20 protein-coding genes are annotated in these 26,484 nt (G+C 71.0%); 13 read left to right on the forward strand and 7 right to left on the reverse strand.

The annotated features are described in order from the left end of the window. The first annotated feature begins 64 nt into the window (after window positions 1-64). The 3 genes from IEY89_RS09790 to IEY89_RS09800 all read left to right on the forward strand — a co-directional run bounded on the left by IEY89_RS09790 (window position 65) and on the right by IEY89_RS09800 (window position 5,979). Window positions 65-1,573 (forward strand): MGH1-like glycoside hydrolase domain-containing protein, encoded by a 1,509-nt coding sequence (locus IEY89_RS09790; RefSeq protein WP_189146894.1) that lies wholly within the window; start codon window positions 65-67, stop codon window positions 1,571-1,573. Further along, complete coding sequence (locus IEY89_RS09795) at window positions 1,570-3,507, forward strand: amylo-alpha-1,6-glucosidase (RefSeq protein WP_189146895.1); 1,938 nt, start codon at window positions 1,570-1,572, stop codon at window positions 3,505-3,507. Before IEY89_RS09790 ends, IEY89_RS09795 begins: the two co-directional genes overlap by 4 nt. A gap of 768 nt (window positions 3,508-4,275) precedes the next feature. Continuing rightward, on the forward strand, window positions 4,276-5,979 hold the full coding sequence (locus IEY89_RS09800) for a sulfatase-like hydrolase/transferase (protein WP_373287218.1): 1,704 nt from the start codon (window positions 4,276-4,278) through the stop codon (window positions 5,977-5,979). A 136-nt stretch (window positions 5,980-6,115) separates the two neighbouring features. Here IEY89_RS09800 and dusB read toward each other — a convergent pair whose 3' ends face one another. After that, window positions 6,116-7,270, reverse strand: a complete 1,155-nt coding sequence (gene dusB / locus IEY89_RS09805; protein ID WP_189146896.1) for a tRNA dihydrouridine synthase DusB — start codon at window positions 7,268-7,270, stop codon at window positions 6,116-6,118. Between the two features lie 65 nt (window positions 7,271-7,335). On the opposite strand from dusB, the gene IEY89_RS09810 reads away from it, so the two are divergent. Both IEY89_RS09810 and IEY89_RS40505 read left to right on the forward strand, forming a co-directional pair. After that, window positions 7,336-8,847, forward strand: a complete 1,512-nt coding sequence (locus tag IEY89_RS09810) for an MFS transporter (RefSeq protein ID WP_189146897.1) — start codon at window positions 7,336-7,338, stop codon at window positions 8,845-8,847. A gap of 130 nt (window positions 8,848-8,977) precedes the next feature. Then, window positions 8,978-11,662: an ATP-binding protein gene (locus tag IEY89_RS40505; RefSeq protein ID WP_229695125.1), complete on the forward strand. Its 2,685-nt coding sequence runs from the start codon at window positions 8,978-8,980 to the stop codon at window positions 11,660-11,662. On the opposite strand, the gene IEY89_RS09825 is transcribed toward IEY89_RS40505, so the two are convergent. The 3 genes from IEY89_RS09825 to IEY89_RS09835 all read right to left on the reverse strand — a co-directional run bounded on the left by IEY89_RS09825 (window position 11,643) and on the right by IEY89_RS09835 (window position 15,597). Then, complete coding sequence (locus IEY89_RS09825) at window positions 11,643-12,305, reverse strand: MEDS domain-containing protein (RefSeq protein WP_189146898.1); 663 nt, start codon at window positions 12,303-12,305, stop codon at window positions 11,643-11,645. The two genes, IEY89_RS40505 and IEY89_RS09825, sit on opposite strands and share 20 nt — an antisense overlap. A 200-nt stretch (window positions 12,306-12,505) precedes the next feature. Further along, on the reverse strand, window positions 12,506-14,875 hold the full coding sequence (locus IEY89_RS09830) for an ABC transporter permease (RefSeq protein ID WP_189146948.1): 2,370 nt from the start codon (window positions 14,873-14,875) through the stop codon (window positions 12,506-12,508). 29 nt (window positions 14,876-14,904) lie between these two features. Then, window positions 14,905-15,597 (reverse strand): ABC transporter ATP-binding protein, encoded by a 693-nt coding sequence (locus IEY89_RS09835; protein WP_189146899.1) that lies wholly within the window; start codon window positions 15,595-15,597, stop codon window positions 14,905-14,907. 225 nt (window positions 15,598-15,822) lie between these two features. Between IEY89_RS09835 and IEY89_RS09840 the strand changes: the two genes are divergently transcribed. The 3 genes from IEY89_RS09840 (at window position 15,823) to IEY89_RS09850 (ending at window position 18,290) form a co-directional block, all read left to right on the forward strand. Further along, window positions 15,823-17,265 (forward strand): sensor histidine kinase, encoded by a 1,443-nt coding sequence (locus IEY89_RS09840; protein WP_229695126.1) that lies wholly within the window; start codon window positions 15,823-15,825, stop codon window positions 17,263-17,265. Further along, complete coding sequence (locus IEY89_RS09845) at window positions 17,262-17,984, forward strand: response regulator (protein WP_189146900.1); 723 nt, start codon at window positions 17,262-17,264, stop codon at window positions 17,982-17,984. The genes IEY89_RS09840 and IEY89_RS09845 overlap by 4 nt, the downstream gene beginning before the upstream one ends. A gap of 99 nt (window positions 17,985-18,083) precedes the next feature. Then, window positions 18,084-18,290 carry a hypothetical protein gene (locus IEY89_RS09850; protein ID WP_189146901.1) on the forward strand — a complete coding sequence of 69 codons (207 nt, stop codon included), beginning with the start codon at window positions 18,084-18,086 and terminating at the stop codon, window positions 18,288-18,290. 153 nt (window positions 18,291-18,443) lie between these two features. Here the strand turns inward: IEY89_RS09850 and IEY89_RS09855 are convergent, their stop codons facing one another. Then, window positions 18,444-19,826 (reverse strand): glycine--tRNA ligase, encoded by a 1,383-nt coding sequence (locus tag IEY89_RS09855; RefSeq protein WP_189146902.1) that lies wholly within the window; start codon window positions 19,824-19,826, stop codon window positions 18,444-18,446. Between the two features lie 243 nt (window positions 19,827-20,069). Here IEY89_RS09855 and IEY89_RS09860 point away from each other — a divergent pair, with 243 nt between their 5' ends. The 5 genes from IEY89_RS09860 (at window position 20,070) to IEY89_RS09880 (ending at window position 24,571) form a co-directional block, all read left to right on the forward strand. Beyond that, a complete protein-coding gene (locus tag IEY89_RS09860; RefSeq protein ID WP_189146903.1) occupies window positions 20,070-21,041 on the forward strand; it encodes a zinc ABC transporter substrate-binding protein in 972 nt (323 codons plus the stop codon). Between the two features lie 28 nt (window positions 21,042-21,069). Continuing rightward, on the forward strand, window positions 21,070-21,855 hold the full coding sequence (locus IEY89_RS09865) for a metal ABC transporter ATP-binding protein (RefSeq protein WP_189146904.1): 786 nt from the start codon (window positions 21,070-21,072) through the stop codon (window positions 21,853-21,855). Next, a complete protein-coding gene (locus tag IEY89_RS09870) occupies window positions 21,855-22,757 on the forward strand; it encodes a metal ABC transporter permease (protein ID WP_189146905.1) in 903 nt (300 codons plus the stop codon). Before IEY89_RS09865 ends, IEY89_RS09870 begins: the two co-directional genes overlap by 1 nt. 59 nt (window positions 22,758-22,816) lie before the next feature. Beyond that, window positions 22,817-23,236 (forward strand): Fur family transcriptional regulator, encoded by a 420-nt coding sequence (locus tag IEY89_RS09875; RefSeq protein WP_189146906.1) that lies wholly within the window; start codon window positions 22,817-22,819, stop codon window positions 23,234-23,236. Between the two features lie 159 nt (window positions 23,237-23,395). Beyond that, window positions 23,396-24,571 (forward strand): MFS transporter, encoded by a 1,176-nt coding sequence (locus IEY89_RS09880; protein ID WP_373287214.1) that lies wholly within the window; start codon window positions 23,396-23,398, stop codon window positions 24,569-24,571. Between the two features lie 81 nt (window positions 24,572-24,652). Here the strand turns inward: IEY89_RS09880 and IEY89_RS09885 are convergent, their stop codons facing one another. Continuing rightward, complete coding sequence (locus IEY89_RS09885) at window positions 24,653-25,501, reverse strand: isoprenyl transferase (RefSeq protein ID WP_189146908.1); 849 nt, start codon at window positions 25,499-25,501, stop codon at window positions 24,653-24,655. Window positions 25,502-25,559: 58 nt separating this feature from the next. Continuing rightward, a complete protein-coding gene (gene recO / locus IEY89_RS09890) occupies window positions 25,560-26,306 on the reverse strand; it encodes a DNA repair protein RecO (protein WP_189146909.1) in 747 nt (248 codons plus the stop codon). Between the last annotated feature and the right edge of the window lie 178 nt (window positions 26,307-26,484).

Genomic DNA, 26,484 nt, shown 5'->3' on the forward strand with positions numbered 1-26,484 from the left:
ATAGACGTAACTCTACGGTGGCGCGACCGAACCGGTCGGGCCGAACGTCTTCGGGGAGCCCCGAGTGGATCGCACTGCCCAGCTGACCTCCCGTGCCCGCACGACGGCGCACTCCTTCGTATACGAAGCGGACGTTACGACACATGGCCCGCACGCCCTGCACATCAGGGCGGCCGAGGTGCTGGAGGGCAACTGGACCGGCACCTCGACGGTGCCCTCGCGCGGCCTGTATCCGCATCAGTGGTCCTGGGACTCCGCGTTCATCGCGATCGGTCTGCGTCATCTGTCGCCCCTGCGTGCGCAGACGGAGCTGGAGACGCTGCTCTCCGCCCAGTGGGGCGACGGGCGGATCCCGCACATCGTCTTCAACCCTTCCGTCCCGCTCGACGCGTACTTCCCGAGCCCCGACTTCTGGCGCTCCTCGACCGCGGGGCGCGCTGCGGGCGCCCCGCGCACCGTACAGACGTCCGGCATCGTGCAGCCACCGGTGCACGCGCTGGCCGTCTGGCTGGTGCACCAGGCCGACCCCGGCCTGTCCCGGGCACGCGGCTTCCTCGCCCGCGCCTACCCACGGCTCGCCGCCTGGCACCGCTATCTGTTGCACCGCCGCGACCTGGGCGGGGGCGGCCTCGCGTCGGTCGTGCACCCCTGGGAACAGGGTATGGACAACAGCCCTTGCTGGGACGCCCCGTTGAGCCGCGTCACCCCGGCGCCGGCCCGTTCCTTCCGCCGCGCCGACCTCGACCACGGAGCCGCCGAGGACCGGCCGACCGACCTGGACTACGGGCGGTACGTGCGGCTGGCCACCGACTACCGGGACGGGGGATACAGGGATGGGCTGGGCGGGGGATATGGAGCCGGCACCGGCGAGTTCGCCGTCGAGGACCCCTCCTTCAACGCGCTGCTGATCGCGTCGGAGCACGCGCTGGCCCGTATCGCCCGGGAGTTGGGCGCGACGGGGACGGCCCGGCACGCCCGCGCGGAACGCCTGACGGCGGCCCTGGTGGAGCGCCTGTGGGACCCGGCGGAGGGACTGTTCTTCTGCCGCGACGTGGTGGAGGGCACCCTCGTCCCCGAGCGCGGCGTCTCCGGGCTCGTCCCGCTCCTCCTGCCCACGCTGCCCCGGGACATCGCCGCCACCCTCGTCCGCACGGCGCGCGGGCCGCACTTCGAGGTCGGCGGTGCCGCCCGCCTCGTACCGTCCTACGACCTGCTCGGCGAGGCCTTCGACCCGCACCGCTACTGGCGGGGGCCCGCCTGGTTCAACACCGGGTGGCTGGTGGAGCGCGGACTGCGGCAGCACGGCGAGCAGGCGCACGCCGACGCGCTGCGCACGGCCCTGCTGGAGACCGCCGACGCCTCGGAGTTCGCGGAGTACGTGGACCCGTACACGGGTGAGGCCTGCGGGGCGCTCGGCTTCGGCTGGACCGCCGCGCTCACCCTCGATCTGCTGCACCAACAGCCCTTCGGCGACAGCGACATCACCCACGCGTTCGACAGGTACGACGTGAGTGGCATGAGTGGCATGAGTCAGACGAGCGACATGAAGGACAAGGGAGGCGAACGGGCATGACGGACCGGCATCATCTGCTCGTGCACGGCGGGACGTTCGCGGCGGTGGGCGACGGAGGGGACATCAGCGGCGTACGCGGGGGCAGCCAGCCCGACGGGTTATTCGTGCGCGACGCACGGCACTTGAGCCGCTGGCAGCTCACCGTCGACGGCGCAGTGCCCGAGACGCTCAGCCCGGTCGCCGACGGGGACACCGCGCGCTGTGTGCTCGTGCCGCGCGGGGGCCGTCAGGAGCCGCCCGCCTACACACTCTTCCGTGAACAGGCCGTCGCGGACGGCGCGTTCGTCGAGGCGCTGCGGGTGACCAGCAACCGTCCGGTGCCGGTGACGGTCCGGATCGCGGTCACCGCCGACGCCGACTTCACCGACCAGTTCGAGCTGCGCTCCGACTACCGGACGTACGTCAAGTCCGGCGCCGTCCGGAAGCGTGAAGTCCTCGACGACGGGGTCGAGTTCAGCTACCGGCGCGGTGAGTGGCTGTCCTGTACGACGGTAACCGCCGAGCCCGCGCCCGACGGCGTCGAGGAGACCGGCACCGGCGCCCGGCGCCTCGTCTGGACCCTGGACCTCGAACCGCACGGTTCGGCGGAACTGACGCTGCGCGTCGCGGCCCGCCCGCACGGCGCGACCAAGGCGCCGCAGGTCCCCGTCTCACCCACCGCCGCCAACGAGCAACTCCGCGCTCTGGAAGGGGAGTTCGTCGAGGGCGTCGCCTTCCCCACCGGCTGGCCGGAGCTGGCGGCGGCCTGCGCACGCGGCCTCTCCGACCTGGCGTCCCTCCAGGTCCCCGCGACCGGACCGGACGGCGAGGAACTGCGTGTACCGGCCGCCGGCGCGCCCTGGTTCCTCACCCTCCTCGGCCGCGACGCCCTCCTCACCTCCCTCTTCGCCCTCCCCTACCGTCCCCAGCTCGCCGCCGCCACGCTCCCGGCGCTCGCCGCGACCCAGGCGACCGAGGTCGGCCCCGACTCCGTGGCCCAGCCGGGCAAGATCGTGCACGAGGTACGGCACGGCGAGCTGGCGCACTTCGGGCAGGTGCCGTACGGCCGTTACTACGGCTCGGTCGACGCGACACCGCTGTTCCTGGTGCTCCTCGGGGCGTACGTCGAGCAGACCGGCGACACGGCGCTGGCCCGGCGCCTCGAAGCCAACGCCCGCGCGGCGATCGGCTGGATGCTGGACCACGGCGGCCTGACGTCCCGTGGCTATCTGGTCTACCGGGCCGACCAGGGCGGCCTCGCCAACCAGAACTGGAAGGACTCCCCCGGCGCCATCTGCTCGGCCGACGGCACCCGCGCAAGCGGCCCGGTGATGGCGGCGGGGGCCCAGGGTTACGCGTACGACGCCCTGCGCCGTACCGCCCAACTCGCCCGCACGGTATGGGACGACGAGGTGTACGCCGCCCTCCTCGAACAGGCGGCGGCCGACCTCCGGGACCGTTTCCAGCGGGACTTCTGGATGACCCGGCACTCCTTCCCGGCCCTCGCGCTCGACGGGGAGGGCAAACAGGTCGACGCGCTCGCCTCCGACGCGGGCCATCTGCTCTGGTCGGGGCTCCTCGACAAGGAGTTCGGCGAGAAGGTCGGCAGGCGCCTGGTCGAACCGGACTTCTTCTCCGGCTGGGGCGTCCGGACGCTGGCCTCGGGTCAGTCCGCCTACCACCCTCTCTCCTACCACCGGGGCTCGGTCTGGCCGCACGACAACGCCCTGATCACGCTGGGCCTTTCCCGGTACGGCCTGCACGACGAGGCCCGTACGGTCGCCCACGCGCTCGTCGACGCGGCGACCGCCACGGGCCACCGCCTCCCCGAGGTCCTCGCCGGTTACGGCCGCGACACCCATGGCGAACCGGTGCCCTACCCGCACGCGTGCGTACGGGAGTCCCGGTCCGCGGCGGCCCCGCTGGCGCTGCTCACGGCGGTCGGGGGCGCCTGAGGGAACGTACGACGAGGTGTGTGGCCGGTCACGTGGTGAGGCGTTTACCCGGTGTTTGCCGGGTGCTTGGGCCCGGAGGCTGAACGGAGGCCGAGGGCCCGCCGTACGGGATGGTGGCGGACCTCGGCTCCCGCGCCGGGTCCGCCGCTTCCTGCACGGGCTTCACACGGAAGGACCTCCGGGGTGCCTCTGTTCACTCGCACCAACCCATCGACGGACGCCACCCCCGAGGGACCTTCCGAGGCACCGTCCGAGGCGCCTTCGACCGAGACGCCATCGCCGGACACGGACGCCAGCGCGACGGAGAGCCAGGCGGCCACCGTCACTCAAACAACGGCCGCGGCCGATACGGCGATCGAGGAACCGTCGGCGAACGCCGAACCGGCGACAGAGACCGGGGGCGAACCGGCGGCAGAGGCGAAGCCCGAACCGGCTCCCGGGGACCCGGCGACGGAGACCGGGGGCGAACCGGAGGGGGAGACGGAGCCCGCACCGGCAGCCGAGGACCCGACCGCAGAGCCCAGGGACACACCGGCCGCAGAGGCGAAGACCGAACCGACGCCCAAGGACCCGGCGACGGAGACCGGGGACGCACCGGCCACGGAGGCGGAAACCGAACCGGCTCGCGAGGGTCCGGCGACGGGGGCCGAGGGCGAACCGAAGGGGGAGACGGAGCCCGCACCGGCAGCCGAGGACCCGACCACGTCCACCCTGAGGCCCGACGAGCCCGGCACGGCCACCGGCGCACCCGCCAAGCCGACCGGGGCCATCGAAGGGCCCCATAAGCCAACGGGAGCCACCGAGGCCGAGGACGCGGCCCCCAAGGATGACTGGCGCACCCGGCTGCCCCTCGCCCCCCGTAACCTCGGCTGGGCGGCGACCGCCCTCTCCGCACTGCTCGTTCTCTTCGCGCTGCAGATGCCGAACACCGTCGGCAACTTCCGGATCTCGGAGTTCCTCCGGCTCCCGGCGGAGGCGATCGTCGGGGCCGTGGTGCTCCTCGCGATGCCGCGTCGGCCGCGGGTGATCACGGCGGCCTGCATCGGCGCGTCCCTCGGTGCGCTGACCGTGCTGAACCTGCTGGACATGGGGTTCGTCGAGTTCCTGGGCCGGCACTTCAACGTCGTGCTCGACTGGGTACTGCTGGACGACGCCCAGTCGTACATCTCAGACGCCATCGGCACGACGGGGTCGATCGCCGTCACCGTCGCCGTGATCCTGCTCGCGCTGTGCCTGCCCGTCGGGACCGCCCTCGCCAGCGTGCGGCTCAGCAACCTGCTCGCCCGCAACAACGTCGTCGCCACCAAGGCCACTCTCATCGCCGGCACCGTCTGGATCACCTCCATGTCTCTCGGCCTCACCATCGGCGGGGTGCCGATCGCCTCGGACCACACCGCCGGAGTCGTGAAGGTGCACGCGCGCCGGGCGAGCGACACGTTCCGCGACGAGGCGGCGTTCGAGAAGTTCGCCAAGAACGACCCCTTCGCCAAGACGCCCGGCGACCAGCTGGTGCCGGACCTGCGCGGCAAGGACGTCATCTTCACGTTCATCGAGAGCTACGGCCGCAGCGCGATCGAGGACCCGAGCATCGCGCCCGGCGTCGACAAGACGCTCGCCGACAGCACGCAGGCCATCACGGACGCCGGTTTCGCCGCGAAGAGCGGCTGGCTGACGTCGGCCACATTCGGCGGCAACAGCTGGCTCGGCCACTCCACGTTCCTGTCGGGCCTGTGGATCAACAACCAACAGCGCTACAACACCCTCGTCAACAGCGACCGCCTCACCCTCCCCGAGGTCTTCCGGCGCACCGGCGACTGGCGGACGGTCGGTGTGATGCCCGGCGTGCAGAAGGGCTGGCCGGAAGAGAAGTTCTACGGCCTGGAGAAGAACTACTCGTCCAGGGATCTCGGCTACAAGGGACCGAAGTTCAGCTGGTCGACCATGCCGGACCAGTACGCACTGGAGGCGTTCCAGCGTCTGGAGCACGGCAGGAAGAGCGACAAGCCGCTGATGTCGGAGATCATCCTGACGTCGAGCCACCAGCCCTGGGCGCCGCTTCCGAAGACGGTCCCGCAGGACCAGCTCGGCGACGGCACGGTGTTCAACGCGATCGAGAAGGCGGGCAAGGACCCGAAGGACGTCCTCTACAACGGCCCCGAGGCCAAGGCGGAGTACGGCAAGTCGATCCAGTACTCGATCACCAGTCTCATCGACTGGCTGACCCGGTACGGCACCGACGACACCGTCCTCGTCTTCCTCGGCGACCACCAGCCCATGTCCCGGGTCAGTGGCAGCAACGCCAGCCGTGACGTACCGGTGTCGGTCGTGGCCAAGGACCCGAAGATCCTGGACAGGATCGCCGACTGGAACTGGACGGACGGCCTCCGCCCCGCCGGCGACGCCCCGGTCTGGAAGATGAGCGCCTTCCGCGACAAGTTCCTGACGGCGTACGGCTCGACACCCCATCCGTGAACGACGGGAGATGTGCCCGTGTGTGCGGGGGCAACGCCCCCCACACAGGGGCGCGGGGCTGTGTCGATCTGCGGCTCCGCCGCGTGGGCGCGACCAGCCACGACGAACCCGCGGACGACAGGCTACCGGGGAAAACTCACCCCCCGGAGGTGTCCAGCTCCGCATCCTCGCTCACGCCCGCGCAGTCGTACGGGTCCTTCAGCCAGCCGTCCGGCAGCACCACCCGGTTGTTGCCGGACGTACGGCCGCGGGGTCCGTCCGCGCCCAGGGGCCAGGGCTGGTCGAGGTCCAACTCGTCGAGGCCGGACCGGAGTTCCTCCAGGGACGACGTGATGGCCAGGCGCTTGCGCATCTCGGAGCCCACCGCGAAGCCCTTCAGGTACCAGGCGACATGCTTGCGGAAGTCGATGACCCCGCGCGGCTCGTCCCCGATCCACTCACCGAGCAGCGTGGCGTGCCGGACCATGATGTCGGCGACCTCGCGGAGGGACGGGCGTGCGATGGCCTCCGTACGCCCCTCGAAGGCGGCCACCAGGTCCGCGAACAGCCACGGCCGGCCGAGGCAGCCGCGGCCGACCACCACGCCGTCGCACCCGGTCTCCCGGACCATCCGCAGCGCGTCCTCGGCGGACCAGATGTCGCCGTTGCCGAGCACGGGGATCTCCGGCACATGCTCCTTGAGGCGGGCGATCGCCTCCCAGTCCGCTGTGCCGCCGTAGTGCTGGGCGGCGGTACGGCCGTGCAGCGCGATGGCCGTCACGCCCTCCTCCACCGCGATCCGGCCGGCGTCGAGGTAGGTGATGTGATCGTCGTCGATGCCCTTGCGCATCTTCATCGTGACGGGGATGTCCCCGGCGCCGGACACCGCCTCGCGCAGGATCGCGCGCAGCAGGTGCCGCTTGTACGGGAGGGCCGAGCCGCCGCCCTTCCTCGTCACCTTCGGGACGGGGCACCCGAAGTTGAGGTCGATGTGGTCGGCGCGGTCCTCCTCCGCGATCATGCGGACGGCCTTGCCGACGGTCGCCGGGTCGACGCCGTACAGCTGGATCGAGCGCGGCTTCTCGGTCGCGTCGAAGTGGATCAGCTGCATCGTCTTCTCGTTGCGTTCGACCAGCGCCCGGGTCGTGATCATCTCGCTGACGAACAGGCCTTTGCCCCCACTGAACTCCCTGCACAGGGTGCGGAAGGGCGCGTTCGTGATCCCGGCCATGGGGGCGAGGACGACCGGCGGCTGCACGGTGTGCGGGCCGATCCGGAGGAGGTTTGCGGGGGTGGTCACGGGCGTGGACATCGGGCCATTCTCGCGCACCGAACGGAGTACAGCCAAAGTCGTTAGTTAGCCGTACTATGGACCGCATGTCCGAGCTGAGTCCCCGCCGCCGCATGCTGGTGCTCGCGATCTGCTGCATGAGCCTGCTGATCGTGAGTCTCGACGTCACCGTGCTCAACGTCGCGCTCCCCTCCATGGAGAGGGACCTGGGCGCGAGTGTTGCCGGTATGCAGTGGGCGCTCGACGCGTACACGCTGGTGCTGGCCTCGCTGCTGATGCTGGCGGGCTCGACCGCCGACCGGATCGGCCGCCGCCGGGTCTTCCTGACCGGGCTGGTGCTGTTCACGCTCGGCTCGGTGCTCTGTTCGCTCGCCCCGAGCCTCGACTGGCTGATCGTGTTCCGCATGATCCAGGCGATCGGCGGCTCGATGCTCAACCCGGTCGCCATGTCGATCATCACCAACACCTTCACCGACCCGCGCGAGCGGGCCCGGGCGATCGGGGCGTGGGGCGCGGTCGTCGGTATATCCATGGCCGCCGGCCCGATCGTGGGCGGCCTGCTCGTGGACACCGTCGGCTGGCGCTCGATCTTCTGGATCAACCTGCCGGTGGGCCTCGCCGCGCTCCTGCTGACCTTGCGGTACGTCCCCGAGTCCCGGGCGCCGAGGGCCCGCCGTCCGGACCCCGTCGGTCAGGTCCTGGTCATCGCGCTGCTCGGCTCGCTGACGTACGCGATCATCGAGGCGCCCGCTTCGCCGCTCACCCACACCCTCGCCTTCGGGGCGCTCGCCCTGGCCGCGCTGCTCGGGCTGCTGTACTACGAGCCCCGGCGCACCGAACCTCTCATCGACCTGCGGTTCTTCCGGTCGGTGCCGTTCAGCGGGGCGACCGTGATCGCGGTCAGCGCGTTCGCCGCGCTGAGCGGGTTCCTGTTCCTGTCGACGCTGTACCTGCAGAACGTGCGGGGGCTGTCCGCACTGCACGCCGGTCTGTGGATGCTGCCGATGGCGGTGATGTGCTTCGTGTGCGCGCCGATCTCGGGGCGGCTGGTCGGCAGCCGGGGTCCACGGTTCCCGCTGCTCATGGCCGGGGTCTGGATGACGGTGAGCGGGGTCCTGTTCGCCGCCTTCGACGCGGAGTCGTCGAACGTGACGCTGGTCATCGGGTACTTCCTGTTCGGCCTCGGCTTCGGTTTCGTCAACGCGCCCATCACCAACACGGCCGTCTCGGGCATGCCCCGCTCCCAGGCCGGGGTGGCCGCCGCGGTCGCCTCCACCAGCCGCCAGACCGGCGGCACGCTGGGGGTCGCGGTGATCGGCGCGGTGCTGGCGTCGGGCATCGGGGCGGGTCCGTACAAGGAGGTGTTCGCCGCGGCGGCGCGGCCCGGCTGGTGGATCATCGCGGGCTGCGGTCTGGCCGTACTGATCCTGGGCGCCGTCACGACCGGCGGCTGGGCCCGGCGTACGGCGGAGCGGGCGGCCGGTCGTCTGGGGGACGGGGACGGAGACGCATACGGGGACGGCGAGGGTGCCTCGCCGGAGGACGGGGGCGGGAAGAAGGGCGTGCGGGGTGCGTCGGGGGCGCGCACCACGAGGTGAACCGTTGCGGTAACCCATTGCCGACGATCACCGTTGAAGATCACGCAAGGGCACCAGCAACTCGTCGAACTCGAAGAGGGCGTGGCCGATCGTGGGGGCAGTCGGGTCGCGGCGTACGGTCGGATTCCCCGTGCCGGCAACCAGTTTCGTGGGCCGGCGCCCTGAACTCGCGCAGGCCAGACGGCTGTTGGCCGCCACCCGGCTGCTGACGCTCACCGGCCCCGGCGGGGTCGGCAAGACCCGGCTGGCGGCCCGGGTGGCGGAGGAAGCCGTACGGGGTTTCCCTGACGGGGTGTGGCTGGTGCCGCTGGCCGCCGTACGGGACGGCGCGCTGGTGCCGCACGCGGTGGCGGACGCGCTCGGCATCCGGGACGAGACGGGCCGGGCGCCGCTGGACACGGTCGTCGAGCAGCTGCGCGACAGACGGCTGATGCTGGTCCTGGACAACTGCGAGCACGTGACCGACGCCTGTGCCTCGCTGGCGGCCGCGGTGCTCGGGGCGACCGGGGGCGTCCGCGTACTGGCCACCAGCCGCCACCGGCTCGGCCTCACCGAGGAGCACCTGCTCCCGGTGTCCCCGCTGGCGACTCCGGCCCCCGGGGACGTCCGCTCCGGCAGGGAGTTCCCCGCGCTGCGCCTGTTCGCCGACCGGGCGGCTGCCGTGGCGCCGGGCTTCAAGATCACCGACCACAACCGGGCGGCCGTGGCCCGTCTCTGCCACCGCCTGGACGGCCTCCCGCTGGCCATCGAACTGGCGGCCGTACGGATGCACGCCCTGGGTGTGGAGCAACTCGACGAACGCCTCGGGGACCACCTGGGCGCCCACTACCGCCTGCTCACCTGCGGCAGCCCGGCCGCCCCACCCCGTCACCAGACCCTCCGCTCGGCCGTGGACTGGAGCCACGACCTGTGCACCCCGGCAGAACAGCTCGCCTGGGCCCACCTTTCGGTGTTCACCGGAAGCTTCGACCTGGCGGGCGCGGAGGCGGTGTGCGGTGACTCCTTCGGAGGGGGATCGGGTGACACGGTCGGAGTCGGCGCCGCCGGTGAGCCCGCCCCGGCGGGAGCCGGTCGCGCCGCTGAGGGGACGGGGACGGCCCCATCGGACACGACCCGCCCATCCGGCGAGTCCACCCCGCCGCCGACCCGGCCCGGAAGCCCGGCCGCCCCCGGAACCCGAGCCGAAGCCGTACGTACCAACACCCTTGCCACCCGAGCGGAACAGGCCCACCCCGGAGACGAGCCCCACCCGCCAGGAACCACCCGCGCCGACAACAGGTCGGAGACGGCCCAGCCGGACACGACACACCGCCCGCACGGCGACCCCGCCCCGGCCGCTCCCGCCGACGCGAACGAGCCGCCGACCCTGGCCGGAGGCGAAGCCGGGTCCGGAACAGGAAGGGGGACCGGGACCGGAACGAGTGCCCGGGCCGGAGCGGTCGGTGCAGCCGCCTGTGTCGCCCGGGCCGCCGTGCTGGATGCCGTGGTCGGGCTGGTGGAGAAGTCTGTTCTGGTCAGGGAGGTGGGTGGGGCCGGAGAGGTGGGCGGTACCCGGTATCGGATGCTCGCCCTTCTCCGGGAGTACGGGCTGGAGAAGCTGGAGGCGCTCGGTGCGGCCGGGGACACCCGGCGGCGGTTGTGCGCGCACTTCGTGCGGGTCGCGGAGGAGCATGAGCGGGGTTGGTTCGGGCCGGATCAGCCGGCCACACTGGCCGGTCTGCGCGCCGAGCACGACAATCTGCGCGCGGCACTCGACTTCTGTCTGACCACCCCCGGCGAGGCCCCGCGCGGGCTGCGGCTGATCGGCAGCCTGTGGTTCTACTGGATCGCGCGCGGCGCCTGGTCGGAGCTGCGCCACTGGTGGCAGCGGCTCCTCCTGCGCGGGGGCCGACGCCCGCCGCCCGAGCTGACCCGGGCCCACTGGGCCGCCGCCCTGATTCCGCTGGTCCGCAGCCGTACGAACGCCGTCCTCCGGTCCGGCGCACCCTGTCCCCCGACGCTGGCCCCGCACCAGATACCGGACGTCAGACCCCTGGCCGACGTGCTGGGGCGGCAAACAGGGCGCGTCGGGGACGACGAGCGACGTCTGCTCGCCTTCCACCTCCTCAGCCGTGTCGAGATGGCGGCCACGCTCACCTTCCACGGCCGTCCCGAGCGTGCCGTGCCGCTGTGCGTGGACGCCCTCGCCGTGTGCGAGGCGTACGGCGAGCAGTGGGTCCGCTCGTACGTCCTTAGCGCACTCGCCACCGCGCGCTGGGCCCTGGGCGAGCACGAGGCCGCCGCCGAGAGCGCCCGGCGCTGTCTGCGGCTGCCGTACGTCACCGGCGAGCCGCACGCCGTCGGCGGTGCCCTGGAGATGCTGGCCGTCGTCACCGCCGCCCGGGGCGACACCGAGCGGGCGGCCGTGCTGCGGGGCGCGGCGCACCGCATCCGGTACGACCTCGGCCACGACCCGCCGGCCGGGCGCAGGCAGACCCGCGGGGCGCCCGGCGACGGCCCGTACGGCGAGGCCCACCGGCGGGGTTACGAGCTGTCGGTACGCGAGGCCCTCGCGTACGCACTGGGCGAGCCGCGCAGCGCGTCCGGAGCCGGGCGCACCGCGCGAACCGCACCGCCGGTGCCCGGTAGCGGGCTCACGCGCCGCGAGCTGGAGGTGGCCGCGCTGATCGCGTCGGGCATGACGAACCGGCAGATCGCGGAGCGACTGGTGATCTCCCGGCGTACGGCGGAGGGGCATGTCGAGCGCATCCTCGCCAAGCTGGGTTTCGCGGCCCGGAGCCAGGTCGCGGCCTGGTTCAGCGGCCTGTCCCGCTGACTGTTCCCGAGCCCGCCTCCGCCTCTGACTCCGCAGCCGACACCGGCTCGCCTTCCAGCGCTGCCGCTGCCCCTGCTTCCACGTCTACCGTGCGGAGCCTCAACTGCCGTACGTCGTCGGAGCCGAGGCCTCGGAGGACCGCTTCGGGGATCGGTCCGCAGCGGACGTCGAGGGTGTCGCCGTCGGGCAGGCCCCGGGCGAAGCCGATGAGCTGCCAGGCGGTCTGGGCCTCCATATAGGTCAGGTTGGTCAGGTCGAGGGCGTACCGGAGCGGGGAGGAGCCGTCGGCAGGGGTCACTTCGAGGGCGTCGAGGTGGGCCATCACCCGGAGCGGGTGGACCGTCCGCATCGCGGCCACCAGGTGGTCGGTGTACTGGTAGCGGCTGTACCAGCACATCGCGGTGAGGCGCGGATCCACGAACAGCGGTTCCATGCAGGCCTCGTAGTCGAGGAGTTGGTCGTCGCTCACGCCGGTCCGCGCTCCCCAGGCCATGTCGGTGTCGAGACGGGCGAGGGCGCCGTCGTCGACGGGGTCGAGGACGAGCAGCACCTTCTCGCCGCGGGCCTGTCCGGTGCGGGTGCAGGAGGTCAGCACCTGCCAGTGGGCCTGGGCGTCGGGCACTCCATGGGCGTGTTCCGTCATCGAGGGCGCCTCCCCGGGCGTTGATGATCAACTCCTGGCGACGGTAGGGAAGCATCTGCGCGCAGACATTGTCGCCACCCCCAACACCCCGCACAGAGACCGGAATTGACCGCCCTCGACCGAGTATTCAACCGAACCCGACCAGCTATCCCCCCTTCCCGACCACTCCCTCGCCTCCTACTCCCCACTCACACTCCCCCTCACTCCGTGCGCAGTGCCGTCGCCGTACGCACCCTCGCCGCCCAGCCCGCCGGGAGCAGCGCGCCCAGCATCGCGATGGCGACCCCGGCCAGTCCCAGGAGCAGCAGTTGCCACGGCACGTACACGTCGAGGACGGACGGCGGTAGCTCGGTACCCGCCGCATGGCCCATCACCGGCAGTACGAAGCCGTGCAGCGCGAAGCCTGCGGGTACGCCGATCAGGCCGCCGAGCACGCCGATCCCGGCCACCGAGGCGAGGACGAGGCTCACCGTCTGGCGTGGTGACATGCCCAGCGCCTTGCAGACGCCGAGGTCGTGGACGCGCTCCCGGGTGTCCAGGACGACGGAGTTGAGGACGCCGAGGCCGGCCACGGAGACCAGCATGAGGGTGAGGAGTGCCGCCATCGACTCCAGGACGATGATGAAGTTGTCCTGCTCCGAAGGGGCGTTGGCCATGGCGTCGCCGCCCAACGGCCGCACCGCGTCGGCGAGTTTCGCGGCGTACTCGGCGGGAGAGACGCCCGGCTTCACCTCGACGAGGAACATCCGGGGCTGGGCCGAGGGGAAGTCGGCGGTGTTCCCGTGGATCGCCATGCCGCCGTCCGACGTGTCGAAGGCCTCGCCGACGATGCGCAGGGTGCGGGTGTCCCCCTCGTAGGTCACCCGCACGGTGTCGCCGATCTCGGTGCCGGTGCGTTCCAGAAAACCGGAGCCCACCACGGTCTGCCCGGCCCCGTCGAGCCAGTGTCCGGAGATCATCTCGTAGCTGCCGGCCCGGGAGTCCCCCTGGTAGAGGGCGACCGGTACCGAGCCGGTGACGCCGGCCACGGTGGCGTCGTTCCGGGTCATGGCGTAGTACGAGGCAGTACCTTCCTGCGCCTCGACGGCGGCGCGTATGCGTTCCGGATCGGCGGCCGGGGCCTCGGACCTGCCCGCACCCTCTTGCCGCACAGGTCCACCGGGGCCGGTCCCCGGTCCGCCGCCGCCGAACACAGTGACCGCGGCGCGCTCCTCGGGATCGGCGGCGGCACCGACCGCCGTCAGGGACGCGGTCAGCCCCACCGCGAAGGTCGCCGCGACGGTGCCGAAGGCCACCGCGAGCAGCATCGCGGCCGTGCGCACCGGGTGCGCGAAGGGGCTCGCGAGGCCGTACGTCACCGCTCTGGGCAGCGGCAGCCGTCCCGCCGCCCGGTGCGCCCACTGGCCACGCCCCGTGCGCGGGGCCCGGCCCACCGCGATGGCCTCGACCGTGCTCAGCCGTCCTGCGCGCAGCGCGGGCACCAGCGCGGCGAGCCCGACGACCAGCAGCCCGGCGGCCGGCACCACGATGTCCACCCACCACGTCACGCCCAGCGTGGCGGCGCCGTACGCCTGCTCGGTGTCGTCGAGGAGGGGGACGGCCAGCAGGTTGCCGAGGACGACGCCGAGCGCGATACCGACGGCGGCCGGGATCAACGCCTGGGCGACATAGGCGCGTACGACCTCGCGCGGGGTGAAGCCGATGGCCTTGAGGATGCCGATCCTGCGCAGGCTGGAGCCGACCGCGCCGCTGGTCACACTGGAGACGATGATCACCGACATCACGATGCCGAGAACACCGAACGCGATGAGGAAGGGGATGGTCGGCGCCGCGCCCTCGTCGGCGTCGCGCTTGGTCTCCAGATAGGACTGGCTGCCCAGCAGCGCACCGGACGGCACGGCCGCGCCGAGCCGCTCACGGTTGGCGGTGAGTTCCTTCTCCGTCGCGGCCGAGTCGAAGCGGTACAGCATCTGGTTGGTGAGCGGGGCCTCCTTCGACGCCAGTGCCCTGGCCTGGGCGGGGGTCGTCCAGACGTCGGCGGTCCTGCTGACCGACAGGGCGAAGCCGACGATCGTCAGGGTGGGGCTGTCGGCGGCGTCCGAGGTCCGGAGTGTGGAGCCGAGCCCGAGGTTGGGGCCGGAGAACGACGAGTTCAGCACGATCTCACCCGGTTTCGCCGCCCAGCGTCCGGACTTGAGGTCCAGATCGTCCACGTCGGCCTGCGGACCGGACCGTCCGACGAGCGTCAGCGTCGGCAGGTGGCCGCCCCCCGCGTCCACCGGCTTGATCGTCGTGGCGGGGTACGGTCCCGCGCTCGCGGTGACACCCGCCTCCTCCCCGGTGGCCGCCAGTTGCTCCGTGCTCGCCCTGGCCCGGTCGAACTGGACGGTCAGATGCGCGCCGTGCTGCTGCGCGAAGGCGTGGTCGAAGGGCGCGTTCGAGGCGACGATCAGCGACCCGGCGACCACCGCCGAGGCCACGGCCATCATCGTGGCGATGGCGATCACCACGGTCTGCACCCGGCGGCGCCCCACTCCCGACCGTACGACCCGGCCGAGCGCACCTCCCATGCCGAAACCGAAGCCGGCGCCGAATCCGTTCACCGGGCCGCCCCCGCCCGGGTGTCGAGGGCGAGGTGACCGTCGACGAGGTGGATCGTCCGGCTCGCACACGCCTCGGCGAGCGCCAGGTCGTGTGTGACCAGCACGATGGTCTGCCCGCCACGGTGCAGCTCGACCAGCAGCTCCCGTACGTCCTCGCCCGAGGCGGTGTCGAGGGCGCCGGTCGGCTCGTCGGCGAGCAGCAGGGCGGGGCGGTTGACCAGGGCCCGGGCCACCGCGACGCGCTGGCGTTCGCCGCCGGAGAGCCGGCCCGGACAGGCGCGGGCGTGCTTCTGGATGCCGAGCAGCTCCATCAGTTCCCCGGCGCGGGCCGCCGTCTCGCGCCGTGCGGTTCCGGTCAGTTGGGCGGGGAGCTGGATGTTGTCGGTGACGGTGAGGTCGTCGAGGAGGTTGAAGAACTGGAAGACCATACCGATCTGTTCGCGGCGGAACCGGGCCAACGCGTGCTCGGTCAGGTCGTCGAGCCGTCGGCCGGCCACGGACACGGTGCCCTCGGTCGCCCGGTCAAGGCCCGCGACGAGGTTCAGCAGGGTGGACTTGCCGCTGCCGGAGGGGCCGGTCACGGCGAGGGCCTCGCCCTGTTCGACGGAGAGCGTGAGCGGCCCCAGCGCGGGCCTGCCCGCACTTCCGTAGCGCTTGGCCACGTCCTCCAGTTGGATCACCTGAGTCATGAACTCGCCTGTCCCTACGGTCGGTTCGAGCGGAAAGTTGTCCGGACCCGGTGAACGTAGGGGCGGGCGTCGCCCCGGCGCGTCGGCCGCAGCACCGACGTCCGGCCCTCCCCGCGGAGGATCCGCCCGTGGGGTCATCCCTGCGAAGTAGGCCTGACGAACGGCTTGTTGAGCTGTTCGGTGCGAAGGGGCGCGGGGCGGGACGACCGGCCGCACAATGTGCCGATGGACACGACTCCGATGGAGACGACGCCGTTGGAGACGCCGAGGGAGACGGAGGACCGGCACCGGCGCTCTTGGCACTGGCATCGGCACTGGCGTCAGCAACTGCGTGACGCGTTGCGGCCGGAGTCGAAACCCGCTCCGCTGTCGCGGCGGGCGGTACGCGTCGATCTGGCGCTGGCGGTCGTGCTGACCGTCGTCGCGCTGCTCGTCGCCGCGGCCTATCCCGGCGACGGCCCGGTGCGCTTCCTCCCGAAGACGGTGTACGAGAGCGGCGGCGTGAGCGTGCGCGTGCCGGGGGCCGACGTCGTGCCGCCGACCCCGCCGCCCGTCCCGCCCGTACCCCGCCCGCCGGTCATGGAGGGCGAGGCGCCCCTCGCTCCCTGGCCCCTGGTCGTCCTGTCGGCGCTGCCGCTGCTGGCCAGGCGCCGGTACCCGCTCGCCGTGTTCGCGGTGGTACTGGCCGCGGCCGTGGCCATCGGCGACGAAGCCTCCTGGATCACTGTGCTGACCTGCGTCATCGGCGCCTACAGCGCTGTCATGCACAGCCGTTACCGGGTGGGGGCCATGGCCGCGATGGTCGTCGGCGCCGTCCTGGCCGGCCTCGCGTTCCAGCGGGCCGAGCCCCTGCTCCCCGGCTGGTCGAGTCCCGGCGTCGTGCTGCTGATCGCTGGGGTGCTGGCCGGCCTGGTCCGTTTCTGGCGGCGGCGACTCGCGGCCGGCCGGGACCGGTTCACACGGTTGCAACAGGCCCAGGAGGAGGCCATGCGGCGGGCCGTGGCGGAGGAACGGGCCCGGATCGCCGCCGAGTTGCACGACGTGGTGACGCACAATGTGAGCGTGATGGTGATCCAGGCCGGCGCGGCACGCAAGGTGATGGACGTCGCGCCCGAACGGTCGAAGGAGGCGCTGCTCGCGGTCGAGGCCGGGGGCCGGGCCGCGATGGCCGAACTCCGGCATGTGATGGGCCTGTTGACTGCCCCGGACACCGGCGGTCCCCAGGAGACACCCGCCGACGGTCTGGAGCCGCAGCCCGGCCTGGACCGGCTCGACGCCCTGACGGAACGGGTGCGCGGCGCCGGGACCCCGGTCGTCGTCGCCGTGTCACTGCCGCCCGACCCCTTGCCGCCCGGGGTCGACCTGACGGCGTACCGCGTGGTGCAGGAGGCGCTGACCAACACGATCAGGCACGCGCCCGGCGCGGAGGCCTCCGTCCTGATCGGCTGGACCGACGACTGCCTCCAGATCGAGGTCGGCAACACGCGCGCCACCGCACCCAACTCCCCACCGCCGGAAGGCGACAGCAACGGAAAGGACAACGGGACCGGCCGCGGTCTTATCGGGCTGCGGGAACGGCTGGCGGTCTACGGCGGCGAGCTGACCGCCGGCCCCACCCTCGCCGGCGGCTACCGCATCACGGCCAGAGTCCCGTGGCGGACCCCGTGAACCAGCCCCGTCCACACCAGCCGCAGCGCCCGCCCCACCCACCGCTGCGTGCCGTCATCGCCGACGATCAGGCGCTGGTCCGTACGGGCTTCGGGATGATCCTGGCCGCCGACGGCATCGAGGTGACCGCCGAGGCGGCCGACGGGGCCGAGGCGGTGGCCGCCGTACGCCGTACCCGGCCCGATGTGGTCCTGATGGACATCAGGATGCCCGGCATGGACGGCATCGAGGCCACGCGGCGGATCCTCGCCGACGACGCCCCGGAGGCCGGGCGGACCCGCGTCGTCATCCTCACCACCTACGACCTCGACCACTACGTCTACGCCGCCCTCACGGCAGGCGCCTGCGGCTTCCTCCTCAAGGACGTCACCCCCGAGCACCTGGTCGCCTCCGTACGCCTGGTCCAGTCCGGCGACGCCCTGCTCGCCCCCGCGATCACCCGCCGCCTGATCGAACGCTTCGCCCACCGCCAGGAGCCCGCGCGGGCCCCCGCCCGGCACGCCGACCTGTCGGGTCTGACACCCCGTGAACTGGAGGTCCTGCGCCTGATGGCGACGGGCCTGAGCAACGCCGAGCTGGCGGAACGTCTGTTCCTGAGCCCGACCACGGTCAAGACGCACGTCGGCCGCATCCTGTCGAAACTGGAGCTGCGCGACCGGGTCCAGGCGGTCGTACTGGCCTACGAGACGGGCCTGATCGCCCCCGGTACCGAGCCCTGAGCGCCGAGGGACTGTCAACTCTTCACACAGCCGACCCCTGTTGATGTTGCTCTTGCTGCACACTCCTAGCTGACGCATCCCCTGGACAGCGGAGAGGTCATGTTGCAGATCAACACGAGCAAGGTGAGCCGCTGGGACCAGCACGGGCGGGAACACATCGTCCACGTCACGCGCACCGGGGCACAGCGCCTCATGAACTGCGACACGTGCGGCTGGCGCAAGAAGGTGCAGTTCCTGCCCTGGCTGAAGGCGGAGGAACACCTCGCCGAGGAGCACCAGGCAACGGTGGACCCGACGGCGGGCTAGAACGCCAAGTGGCCCCGGAGTCACAGGACTCCGGGGCCACTTGTCAGCCCGTCCGGGGGTCCCCCCTCTGGGGGAGCTTGAGGACGGGGCCGTTCAGGCCGAAGCGGGGGCCTGGGGGCGGCAGCCCCCAGAACGGCAGCAGGTCAGCAGGACCTAGCAGCCAACGAGACGCTGAGCCAAGTACCCCTCGATCTGGTCCAGCGACACGCGCTCCTGCTTCATCGTGTCCCGTTCACGAACCGTGACCGCGTTGTCGTCGAGCGTGTCGAAGTCGACCGTCACGCAGAACGGCGTACCGATCTCGTCCTGGCGCCGGTAGCGGCGGCCGATCGCGCCCGCGTCGTCGAACTCGATGTTCCAGTTCTGGCGCAGGGCGGTGGCCAGACCCTTGGCCTTCGGGGACAGCTCGGGGTTGCGGGACAGCGGCAGGACCGCGACCTTGACCGGCGCCAGGCGCGGGTCGAGGCGGAGCACCGTGCGCTTCTCCATCTTGCCCTTGGCGTTGGGCGCCTCGTCCTCGATGTACGCGTCGAGGAGGAACGCCAGCATCGCGCGGCCGACACCGGCGGCGGGCTCGATGACGTACGGCGTCCAGCGCTCGCCGGCCTCCTGGTCGAAGAAGGAGAGGTCCTGGCCGGAGGCCTTGGAGTGGGCCGTGAGGTCGTAGTCCGTGCGGTTGGCGACGCCCTCCAGCTCACCCCACTCGTTGCCGCCGAACTGGAAGCGGTACTCGATGTCGGCGGTGCGCTTGGAGTAGTGCGAGAGCTTCTCGGCCGGGTGGTCGTACCAGCGCATGTTCTCCTCGCGGAGACCGAGGCCGGTGTACCAGTTCCAGCGCTCCTGCATCCAGTACTCCTGCCACTTCTCGTCCTCGCCCGGCTTGACGAAGAACTCCATCTCCATCTGCTCGAACTCACGGGTGCGGAAGATGAAGTTGCCGGGCGTGATCTCGTTGCGGAACGACTTGCCCATCTGGGCGATGCCGAACGGCGGCTTGCGGCGCGAAGTGGTCTGCACCTGGGAGAAGTTGGTGAAGATGCCCTGGGCGGTCTCGGGGCGCAGGTAGGCGACCGAACCGGAGTCCTGGGTCGGGCCGAGGTGCGTCGACAGCAGACCGGAGAACTGCTTGGGCTCGGTGAACTGGCCCTTGTTGCCGCAGTTGGGGCAGTTGATGTCGGCGAGGCCGTTCTCCGGGAGGCGGTGGTGCTTCGCCTCGTAGGCCTCCTCCAGGTGGTCGGCGCGGTAGCGCTTGTGACAGGAGGTGCACTCGGTGAGCGGGTCGGAGAAGGTGGCGACGTGGCCGGAGGCCACCCAGACCTCGGAGGCCAGGATGACGGACGAGTCGATACCGACGACGTCCTCGCGCGACGTCACCATGTAGCGCCACCACTGACGCTTGAGGTTCTCCTTGAGCTCGACACCCAGCGGTCCGTAGTCCCAGGCGGCGCGCTGACCGCCGTAGATCTCACTGCACGGGAATACGAAGCCACGGCGCTTGCTCAGGCTGACGATGGTGTCGATCTTGTCGGCGGCCACGGTGCTCTCTTCATTACGACGATTAAGACGACGGGCGATGAAGCGGACGCGCTCCGTACGGGCGGAGGCGGACGCGCTTCAGAGCGAATGACTCAGGTTACCGGCGGGGCCCGCCCCCCAATCAAATCGGTTCCGGTAGCGGGCCGTGCGGGTGCCCCCGCCACTACCACGCGCCGTGCCCGACGGGCGCCCAAAAAACCCGCTTGTTGACAATCGTTTCCAGAATCATTGAAAATGACTGTCATGAACGTACGACGACTCATATCGGGCACCGCGATCGCGGCGGCCACCGCGCTCGGCCTCGGCGCCCTGTCCGCCTGTTCCTCGGATTCGAACGCCTCCGACCGGAACATCACCGGGCAGCTCGACGTCGTGGCGTCGTTCTATCCGATGCAGTACCTCGCCGAGCAGATAGGCGGCAGGCATGTCTCCATCAGCACGCTGACCGAGCCCGGCCAGGAGCCGCACGACCTGGAGATCAGCGCCAAGCAGACCGTGGACCTGCAGAAGGCCGACGCGGTCCTGTACCTCAAGGGCCTCCAGCCCGCCGTCGACGAGGCGGTGGCGCAGTCCGAGGCGAAGACGAAGATCGACGCGGCGACCCTCACCACCCTTGAGGACCACGGCAGCACCGAGCACAGCCACGAGGGCGAGGAGCCCGCCGAGGAAGCGCACTCCGACGAGGAGGCCTCCGCCCTCGACCCGCACGTCTGGCTCGACCCGGTGAAGTACGCCGAGATCGCCGGCGGTGTGTCCGCCGCCCTCCAGAAGGCGGACCCGGCCAACGCGGCGGAATACGAGAAGAACACCACGGCGTTGACCGCGAAGCTGACCTCGCTCAACACCTCGTTCGAGGACGGCCTGAAGAACACCGCCACGAAGGTGTTCTTCACCAACCACGCGGCCTTCGGCTACCTCGCCGAGCGCTACGGCCTGACCCAGGAGGCCATCACCGGCGTGGACCCGGAGAGCGAGCCGAGTGCCGCGCGGATGAAGGAGCTCCAGCAGGAGGCGAAGGCGGACGGAGTGACCACCGTCTTCTACGAGACACTGGTCTCCGACAAGACCGCGAAGACCCTCGCCAAGGACGCGAACCTCAGGACGGACGTTCTCGATCCGCTGGAGGGCATCACCGAGAAGTCCCGGGGCACCGACTACATCACGGTCATGGAAGCCAACCTCAAGGCGCTGCAGACGGCTCTGGGCGCCAAGTAACGCCAGTGACACAGCGGAGGTACCACGCATGAGCAGCGAGCCGGGCAGGCCCGAACCGGTCATTTCCCTGCGCGGTGTTCGCGCGGAGCTGGGCTCGCGCCCGGTCCTGCGGGGCATCGACCTCACCGTGGGCCACGGTGAGGTCGTCGCGCTGCTCGGCGCCAACGGCTCGGGAAAGTCGACCGCGATCCGCACGGTCATCGGCCAAGTCCCGGTCAGCGCGGGCGAGATCGAGCTGTTCGGTGTCCCCCGGCGTCGCTTCGACGACTGGCGGCGCGTGGGCTACGTACCGCAGCGGACGACCGCGGCCGGTGGCGTGCCCGCGACGATCACCGAGGTCGTCGCGTCGGGCCGGCTCTCCCGTGCCCGCTTCGGCATGCTGCGCAAGGCCGACCACGTGGCCGTACAGCGGGCCATCGCTCTCGTGGGGCTGGCGGACCGCGCGAAGGACTCGGTGAACGCGCTGTCGGGCGGTCAGCACCAGCGCGTACTGATCGCCCGCGCCCTCGCCGCCGAACCCGAGCTGCTGATCATGGACGAGCCGATGGCGGGCGTCGACCTGGCGAGCCAGGAGGTGCTGGCCCGGACGCTGCGGGAGCAGGTCGCGGCCGGTACGACGGTGCTGCTCGTCCTGCACGAACTCGGACCGCTGGAACCGCTGATCGACCGGGCCGTCGTCCTGCGCGACGGGTGCGTGACGCACGACGGGCCGCCCCCCAAGGCGGTCGGACAGCACGCCCTGCCCGGCCACGACCACGTACACCCGCACGCGGCTCACGACGCCGAACCGATCCGGACGGGACTGCTGAGCTGATGGAATTCCTCGACTACGCCTTCATGCAGCGGGCCCTGCTGGCCGCCGTACTCGTCGGCATCACGGCCCCCGCGATCGGCATCTACCTGGTCCAGCGCCGCCAGGCGCTGATGGGCGACGGTATCGGCCATGTCGCGATGACGGGTGTCGGCCTCGGCTTCCTGCTGAACACCTCACCGGTGTGGATGGCTACGGGCGTCGCCGTCATCGGCGCGGTGATGATGGAACTCATCCGCTGGTACGGGAAGACGCGCGGCGACATCGCCCTCGCGATGCTGTTCTACGGCGGTATGGCCGGCGGCGTGATGTTCATCAACCTGGCGCCGACGGGCTCGAACGCCAACCTGACCTCGTACCTGTTCGGGTCGTTGTCCACGGTCAGCGAATCCGACGTGACGGCGATCTGCGTGCTCGCGGCCTTCGTGGTGTTGGTCACCATCGGTCTGCGCCGGCAGCTCTTCGCGGTCAGCCAGGACGAGGAGTTCGCCCGGGTGACGGGCCTGCCGGTCCGGGTCCTCAACCTCCTCACCGCGATCACGGCGGCGATCACGGTGACGGTGGCGATGCGGGTGGTGGGGTTGTTGCTGGTCAGCGCCTTGATGGTGGTTCCGGTCGCCGCCGCCCAGCAACTGACCCGGAGTTTCGCGGCGACGTTCGCCGTCGCGGTGGCGATCGGGGTGTCCGTGACGATCGGCGGCACGGTGACCTCGTACTACCAGGATGTTCCGCCCGGTGCGACGATCGTGCTGCTGACCATCGGCGCGTTCGTCGCGCTGACCGCGCTGGCGACACCGGTGGCCCGCCGCCGGGCCCGTGCGGCGGCTGCCGCGCAGACGGCCGGGGACCCGGCGGAGTGTGTGATTCCGGCCAGCAGGGAAGCCGCCGGCAAGGCGGGCGTCTGACCGCGCACGGTCCGGGCTGGCACAATGGCCCGGCAAGCGCGGACGTGAGGAGAACAACGGTGACGACGGCCGGCCCGCCCGTCAAGGGACGATCCACCCGCCAGCGTGCCGCTGTGGCGGCGGCGCTGGACGAGGTCGACGAGTTCCGCAGTGCCCAGGAACTCCACGACATGCTCAAGCACAAGGGCGACTCGGTAGGCCTGACGACCGTCTACCGCACCCTCCAGTCCCTGGCGGACGCGGGTGAGGTGGATGTCCTGCGGACGTCGGACGGGGAGTCGGTCTACCGGCGCTGTTCGACCGGTGACCACCACCATCACCTTGTCTGCCGTATGTGCGGCAAGGCGGTGGAGGTCGAGGGACCGGCCGTGGAGACGTGGGCGGAGGCGATCGCCGTGGAGCACGGGTTCGTGAACGTGGCTCACACGGTGGAGATCTTCGGTACCTGTGCGGAGTGCTCTGCGGTTGGGCGGGGGTAGGTTCGGGTTCGGCTGCGGGTGCGTTGTGGCTTGTCGCGCAGTTCCCCGCGCCCCTGAATGCCGTCCCCCGTCGGATAGCTTCTTGCCGTGGGTCATGTCAGGGCAACAGACGGTCGATTGAGCGGTGCCTCTTTGGGGGCGCCGTTTCGGTGGTTGTGGGTGTCCTATGCGGCCAGTCTGGCCGGGACCTGGCTCGCGTTCGACTCGTTTCCGTTGATCGCGGTTCTCGTGCTGCAGGTGGGGCCCGCGCAGGTGTCACTGCTGGCCGCGGCAGGGCTGGCCGTCGGGGCGGTGGTGGCGGTGCCGCTGGGGCCCTGGGTGGAGTTCCGGCGCAAGCGGCCGGTGATGGTCGCCATGGATCTCGTGCGGTGCGGGGCGCTGCTCACCGTCCCCGCCGCCTACGCGCTCGGCGTGCTCTCCTTCGGGCAGCTCGTGGTGGTGGCCGTCGTGGTCGCCGCTGCCGACATCACCTTCACCTCCGCCAGCGGGGCGTATCTCAAGGGACTGCTGCCGCCGTCCCAACTCCTGGTCGCCAACGGCCGGTTCGAGTCCACGATGTGGACGGCGAGCGTGCTCGGGCCGCCGCTGGGCGGGGCCGCCATCGGACTGCTCGGACCGGTGACCACGGTGGTCGCGAACGCGGTGAGCTTTCTGCTGTCGGCGGCCGGTCTCCGGGCCATCGGCGGGCAGCGCGAAGCTCTGCCCGTACGGGAGGAGGTACGGGCCGGCGGCTTGCGTCCGCGCGCCGGTGACCTGGTCGACGGGTGGCGGTTCATCCTGGCCGATGCGGTGCTGCGGCCCCTGTTCCTCAACACCGTGCTGGTCAGCGGGCTGATCATGGCGACGGCGCCGTTGGTCGCCGTCCTCATGCTCGGCCGCTTCGGCTTCGCGCCCTGGCAGTACGCCCTCGCCTTCGCCGTGCCCTGCGTCGGCGGCCTCGTCGGCTCGCGCCTGTCCCGGCCGCTCGTGGCGCGGTACGGTCAGCGCAGGATCATGCTCACCTTCGGCACGCTGCGGGTGTGCTGGCCGGTCGGGATGGTGTTCGTGCACGGCGGTACGACGGGACTCGTCCTGGTGATGGTCGTGCAGTTCGGCCTGATCACCAGCATGGGCGTGTTCAACCCGGTGTACGCCACCTACCGGCTCCAGCACACCCCGGCGGACCGGGTCGCCCGCACCCTCTCCGCCTGGTCGGTCTCCAGCAAGCTGACCGTCGCGGCGCTGACCGCGCTGTGGGGGCTGCTGGCGGCGCTCACCACGCCCCTGGCCGCCGTCGGGGCCGCGGGCGTCCTGATCCTCACGACGCCGCTGCTGCTGCCCCGTACCGGGGACTGACGCACGCACCCAGGGCTGTCGCACCACCCGGCACCCGGCGTCGCGTCGCAAGACGCCGGGTGCCGCTGCCCCACGCTCGGCTCAGGCCTCTACGTTGCCCTTCATGTCCCGCTGCATTTCCAGCAGTTGCTCATTCGGGACCGCGCCGCCGAACCGCCGGTCGCGGGAGGCGAATTCGACGCAGGCGCGCCACAGGTCGCGCCGGTCGAAGTCGGGCCAGAGCACGTCCTGGAACACCATCTCGGCATAACTCGACTGCCAGATCAGGTAGTTGGAGGTGCGCTGTTCACCACTGGGGCGAAGGAAAAGGTCGACGTCCGGCATGTCCGGGTAGTAGAGGTACTTCTGTATGGTCTTCTCGGAAACCTTGTCGGGGTCGAGCTTTCCGGCGGCGACATCACGCGCCATCGCCTTTGCGGCGTCGGCGAGTTCGGCTCGGCCGCCGTAATTGACGCAGAAGTAGAGCGTCATGGCGTCGTTGTTCTTGGTCTGCTCCTGGGCGACCTGGAGTTCCTGTACGACGGACTTCCACATCCTGGGCATACGCCCGACCCACCGAATCCGGATACCGAGTTCGTCCATCTCGTCGCGCCGGCGCCGGATGACGTCACGGTTGAAGTTCATGAGGAAGCGGACCTCTTCCGGTGACCGCTTCCAGTTCTCGGTGGAGAAGGCGTAGAGGGAGAGATTCTTGACGCCGAGTTCCAGGCATCCCTTGAGGACATCGAGGACGACGCCTTCACCGACCTTGTGCCCTTCCGTACGCGGCAGCCCGCGCTCCTTGGCCCACCGCCCGTTGCCGTCCATCACGCACGCCACATGGTTCGGTACGAGCTCGCCGGGGAGCTTCGGCGCGGTGGCGCCGGAGGGGTGCGGTTCCGGCGTCTTGTACTCGCGGCGCTGGCGCCCCAGGATTCCGCGTACGGCCATGCGCTTCTCGTCTCCTTGTTGCTGCTGTACAGGTTCTTGTGGTGCTGCTTCTGCTTCTCTACTTCTCTACATAGCGCAGGGAACGCAGCCCGCGCTCCAGGTGCCAGTGCAGGTAGGCGGACACCAGTCCGCTCCCCTCCCTGACGTGACGCGGCTCACACGCGTCCGCGGTCTCCCAGTCGCCGGTCAGCAGCGCGCCGAGCAGTTCGAGGGCCTGGGGAGAGGGTACGACGCTGCCGGACACCCGGCAGTCGACGCAGACGGAGCCTCCGGCGGCCACCGAGAAGAACCGGTTGGGCCCCGCCATCCCGCACCGCGCGCAGTCGCTGAAGGTGGGCGCGTACCCGTTGACGGCGAGGGAGCGCAGGAGGAACGCGTCGAGGATGAGATGGGGCTCGTGCTCGGCGCGGGCGAGGGTGCGCAGGGCGCCGACCAGCAGCAGGTACTGCTGCACGGCGGGCTCGCCCTCGTGGTCGGTGAACCGTTCCGCCGTCTCCAGCATGGCCGTCCCGGCGGTGTACCGGGCGTAGTCGGTGACGATCCCGCCACCGTACGGAGCGATGATCTCGCTCTGCGTACAGAGTGGCAGCCCGCGCCCGACCAGGTCGCTCCCCCGCGAGAAGAACTGCACGTCGACGTGGGAGAACGGTTCGAGCCGGGCCCCGAACTTGGACTTGGTCCGGCGCACTCCCCGGGCCACGGCCCGTACCCGCCCGTGACCGCGCGTGAGCAGCGTGATGATCCGGTCGGCCTCCCCCAGCTTCTGGGTGCGCAGCACGACACCGTCGTCACGGAACAGGCTCATGGGGTCATTGTCGCGTACGGAACGGCAGCCTCAGGCGGGGCCGTACCTCTTACCGGTGAAGGAGGCGGATTCAGCTGGTGCCGAACCCCCTCAACCGGTAAGACTTTCGGTATGAGCCTAGCCTCGATCTTTCTTGAGGGTCCGCCGACGGAGTCGGTGGACCCTTTTGCTTTCCGGA

The organism is Streptomyces lacrimifluminis (assembly GCF_014646095.1).
Classification (GTDB): Bacteria; Actinomycetota; Actinomycetes; order Streptomycetales; family Streptomycetaceae; genus Streptomyces; species Streptomyces lacrimifluminis.

Excerpts from the sequence above, each read along its gene's own strand:
- IEY89_RS09870 (WP_189146905.1), top strand. The coding sequence starts at position 21,855 with ATGGAATTCCTCGACTACGCCTTCATGCAGCGGGCCCTGCTGGCCGCC.
- IEY89_RS09850 (WP_189146901.1), top strand. The coding sequence starts at position 18,084 with ATGTTGCAGATCAACACGAGCAAGGTGAGCCGCTGGGACCAGCACGGG.
- IEY89_RS09840 (WP_229695126.1), top strand. The coding sequence starts at position 15,823 with ATGGACACGACTCCGATGGAGACGACGCCGTTGGAGACGCCGAGGGAG.
- IEY89_RS09835 (WP_189146899.1), bottom strand. The coding sequence starts at position 15,597 with ATGACTCAGGTGATCCAACTGGAGGACGTGGCCAAGCGCTACGGAAGT.
- IEY89_RS09865 (WP_189146904.1), top strand. The coding sequence starts at position 21,070 with ATGAGCAGCGAGCCGGGCAGGCCCGAACCGGTCATTTCCCTGCGCGGT.
- IEY89_RS09830 (WP_189146948.1), bottom strand. The coding sequence starts at position 14,875 with ATGGGAGGTGCGCTCGGCCGGGTCGTACGGTCGGGAGTGGGGCGCCGC.
- IEY89_RS09795 (WP_189146895.1), top strand. The coding sequence starts at position 1,570 with ATGACGGACCGGCATCATCTGCTCGTGCACGGCGGGACGTTCGCGGCG.
- IEY89_RS09885 (WP_189146908.1), bottom strand. The coding sequence starts at position 25,501 with ATGGCCGTACGCGGAATCCTGGGGCGCCAGCGCCGCGAGTACAAGACG.
- recO (WP_189146909.1), bottom strand. The coding sequence starts at position 26,306 with ATGAGCCTGTTCCGTGACGACGGTGTCGTGCTGCGCACCCAGAAGCTG.
- IEY89_RS09825 (WP_189146898.1), bottom strand. The coding sequence starts at position 12,305 with ATGACGGAACACGCCCATGGAGTGCCCGACGCCCAGGCCCACTGGCAG.
- IEY89_RS09860 (WP_189146903.1), top strand. The coding sequence starts at position 20,070 with ATGAACGTACGACGACTCATATCGGGCACCGCGATCGCGGCGGCCACC.
- IEY89_RS09810 (WP_189146897.1), top strand. The coding sequence starts at position 7,336 with ATGTCCGAGCTGAGTCCCCGCCGCCGCATGCTGGTGCTCGCGATCTGC.
- dusB (WP_189146896.1), bottom strand. The coding sequence starts at position 7,270 with ATGTCCACGCCCGTGACCACCCCCGCAAACCTCCTCCGGATCGGCCCG.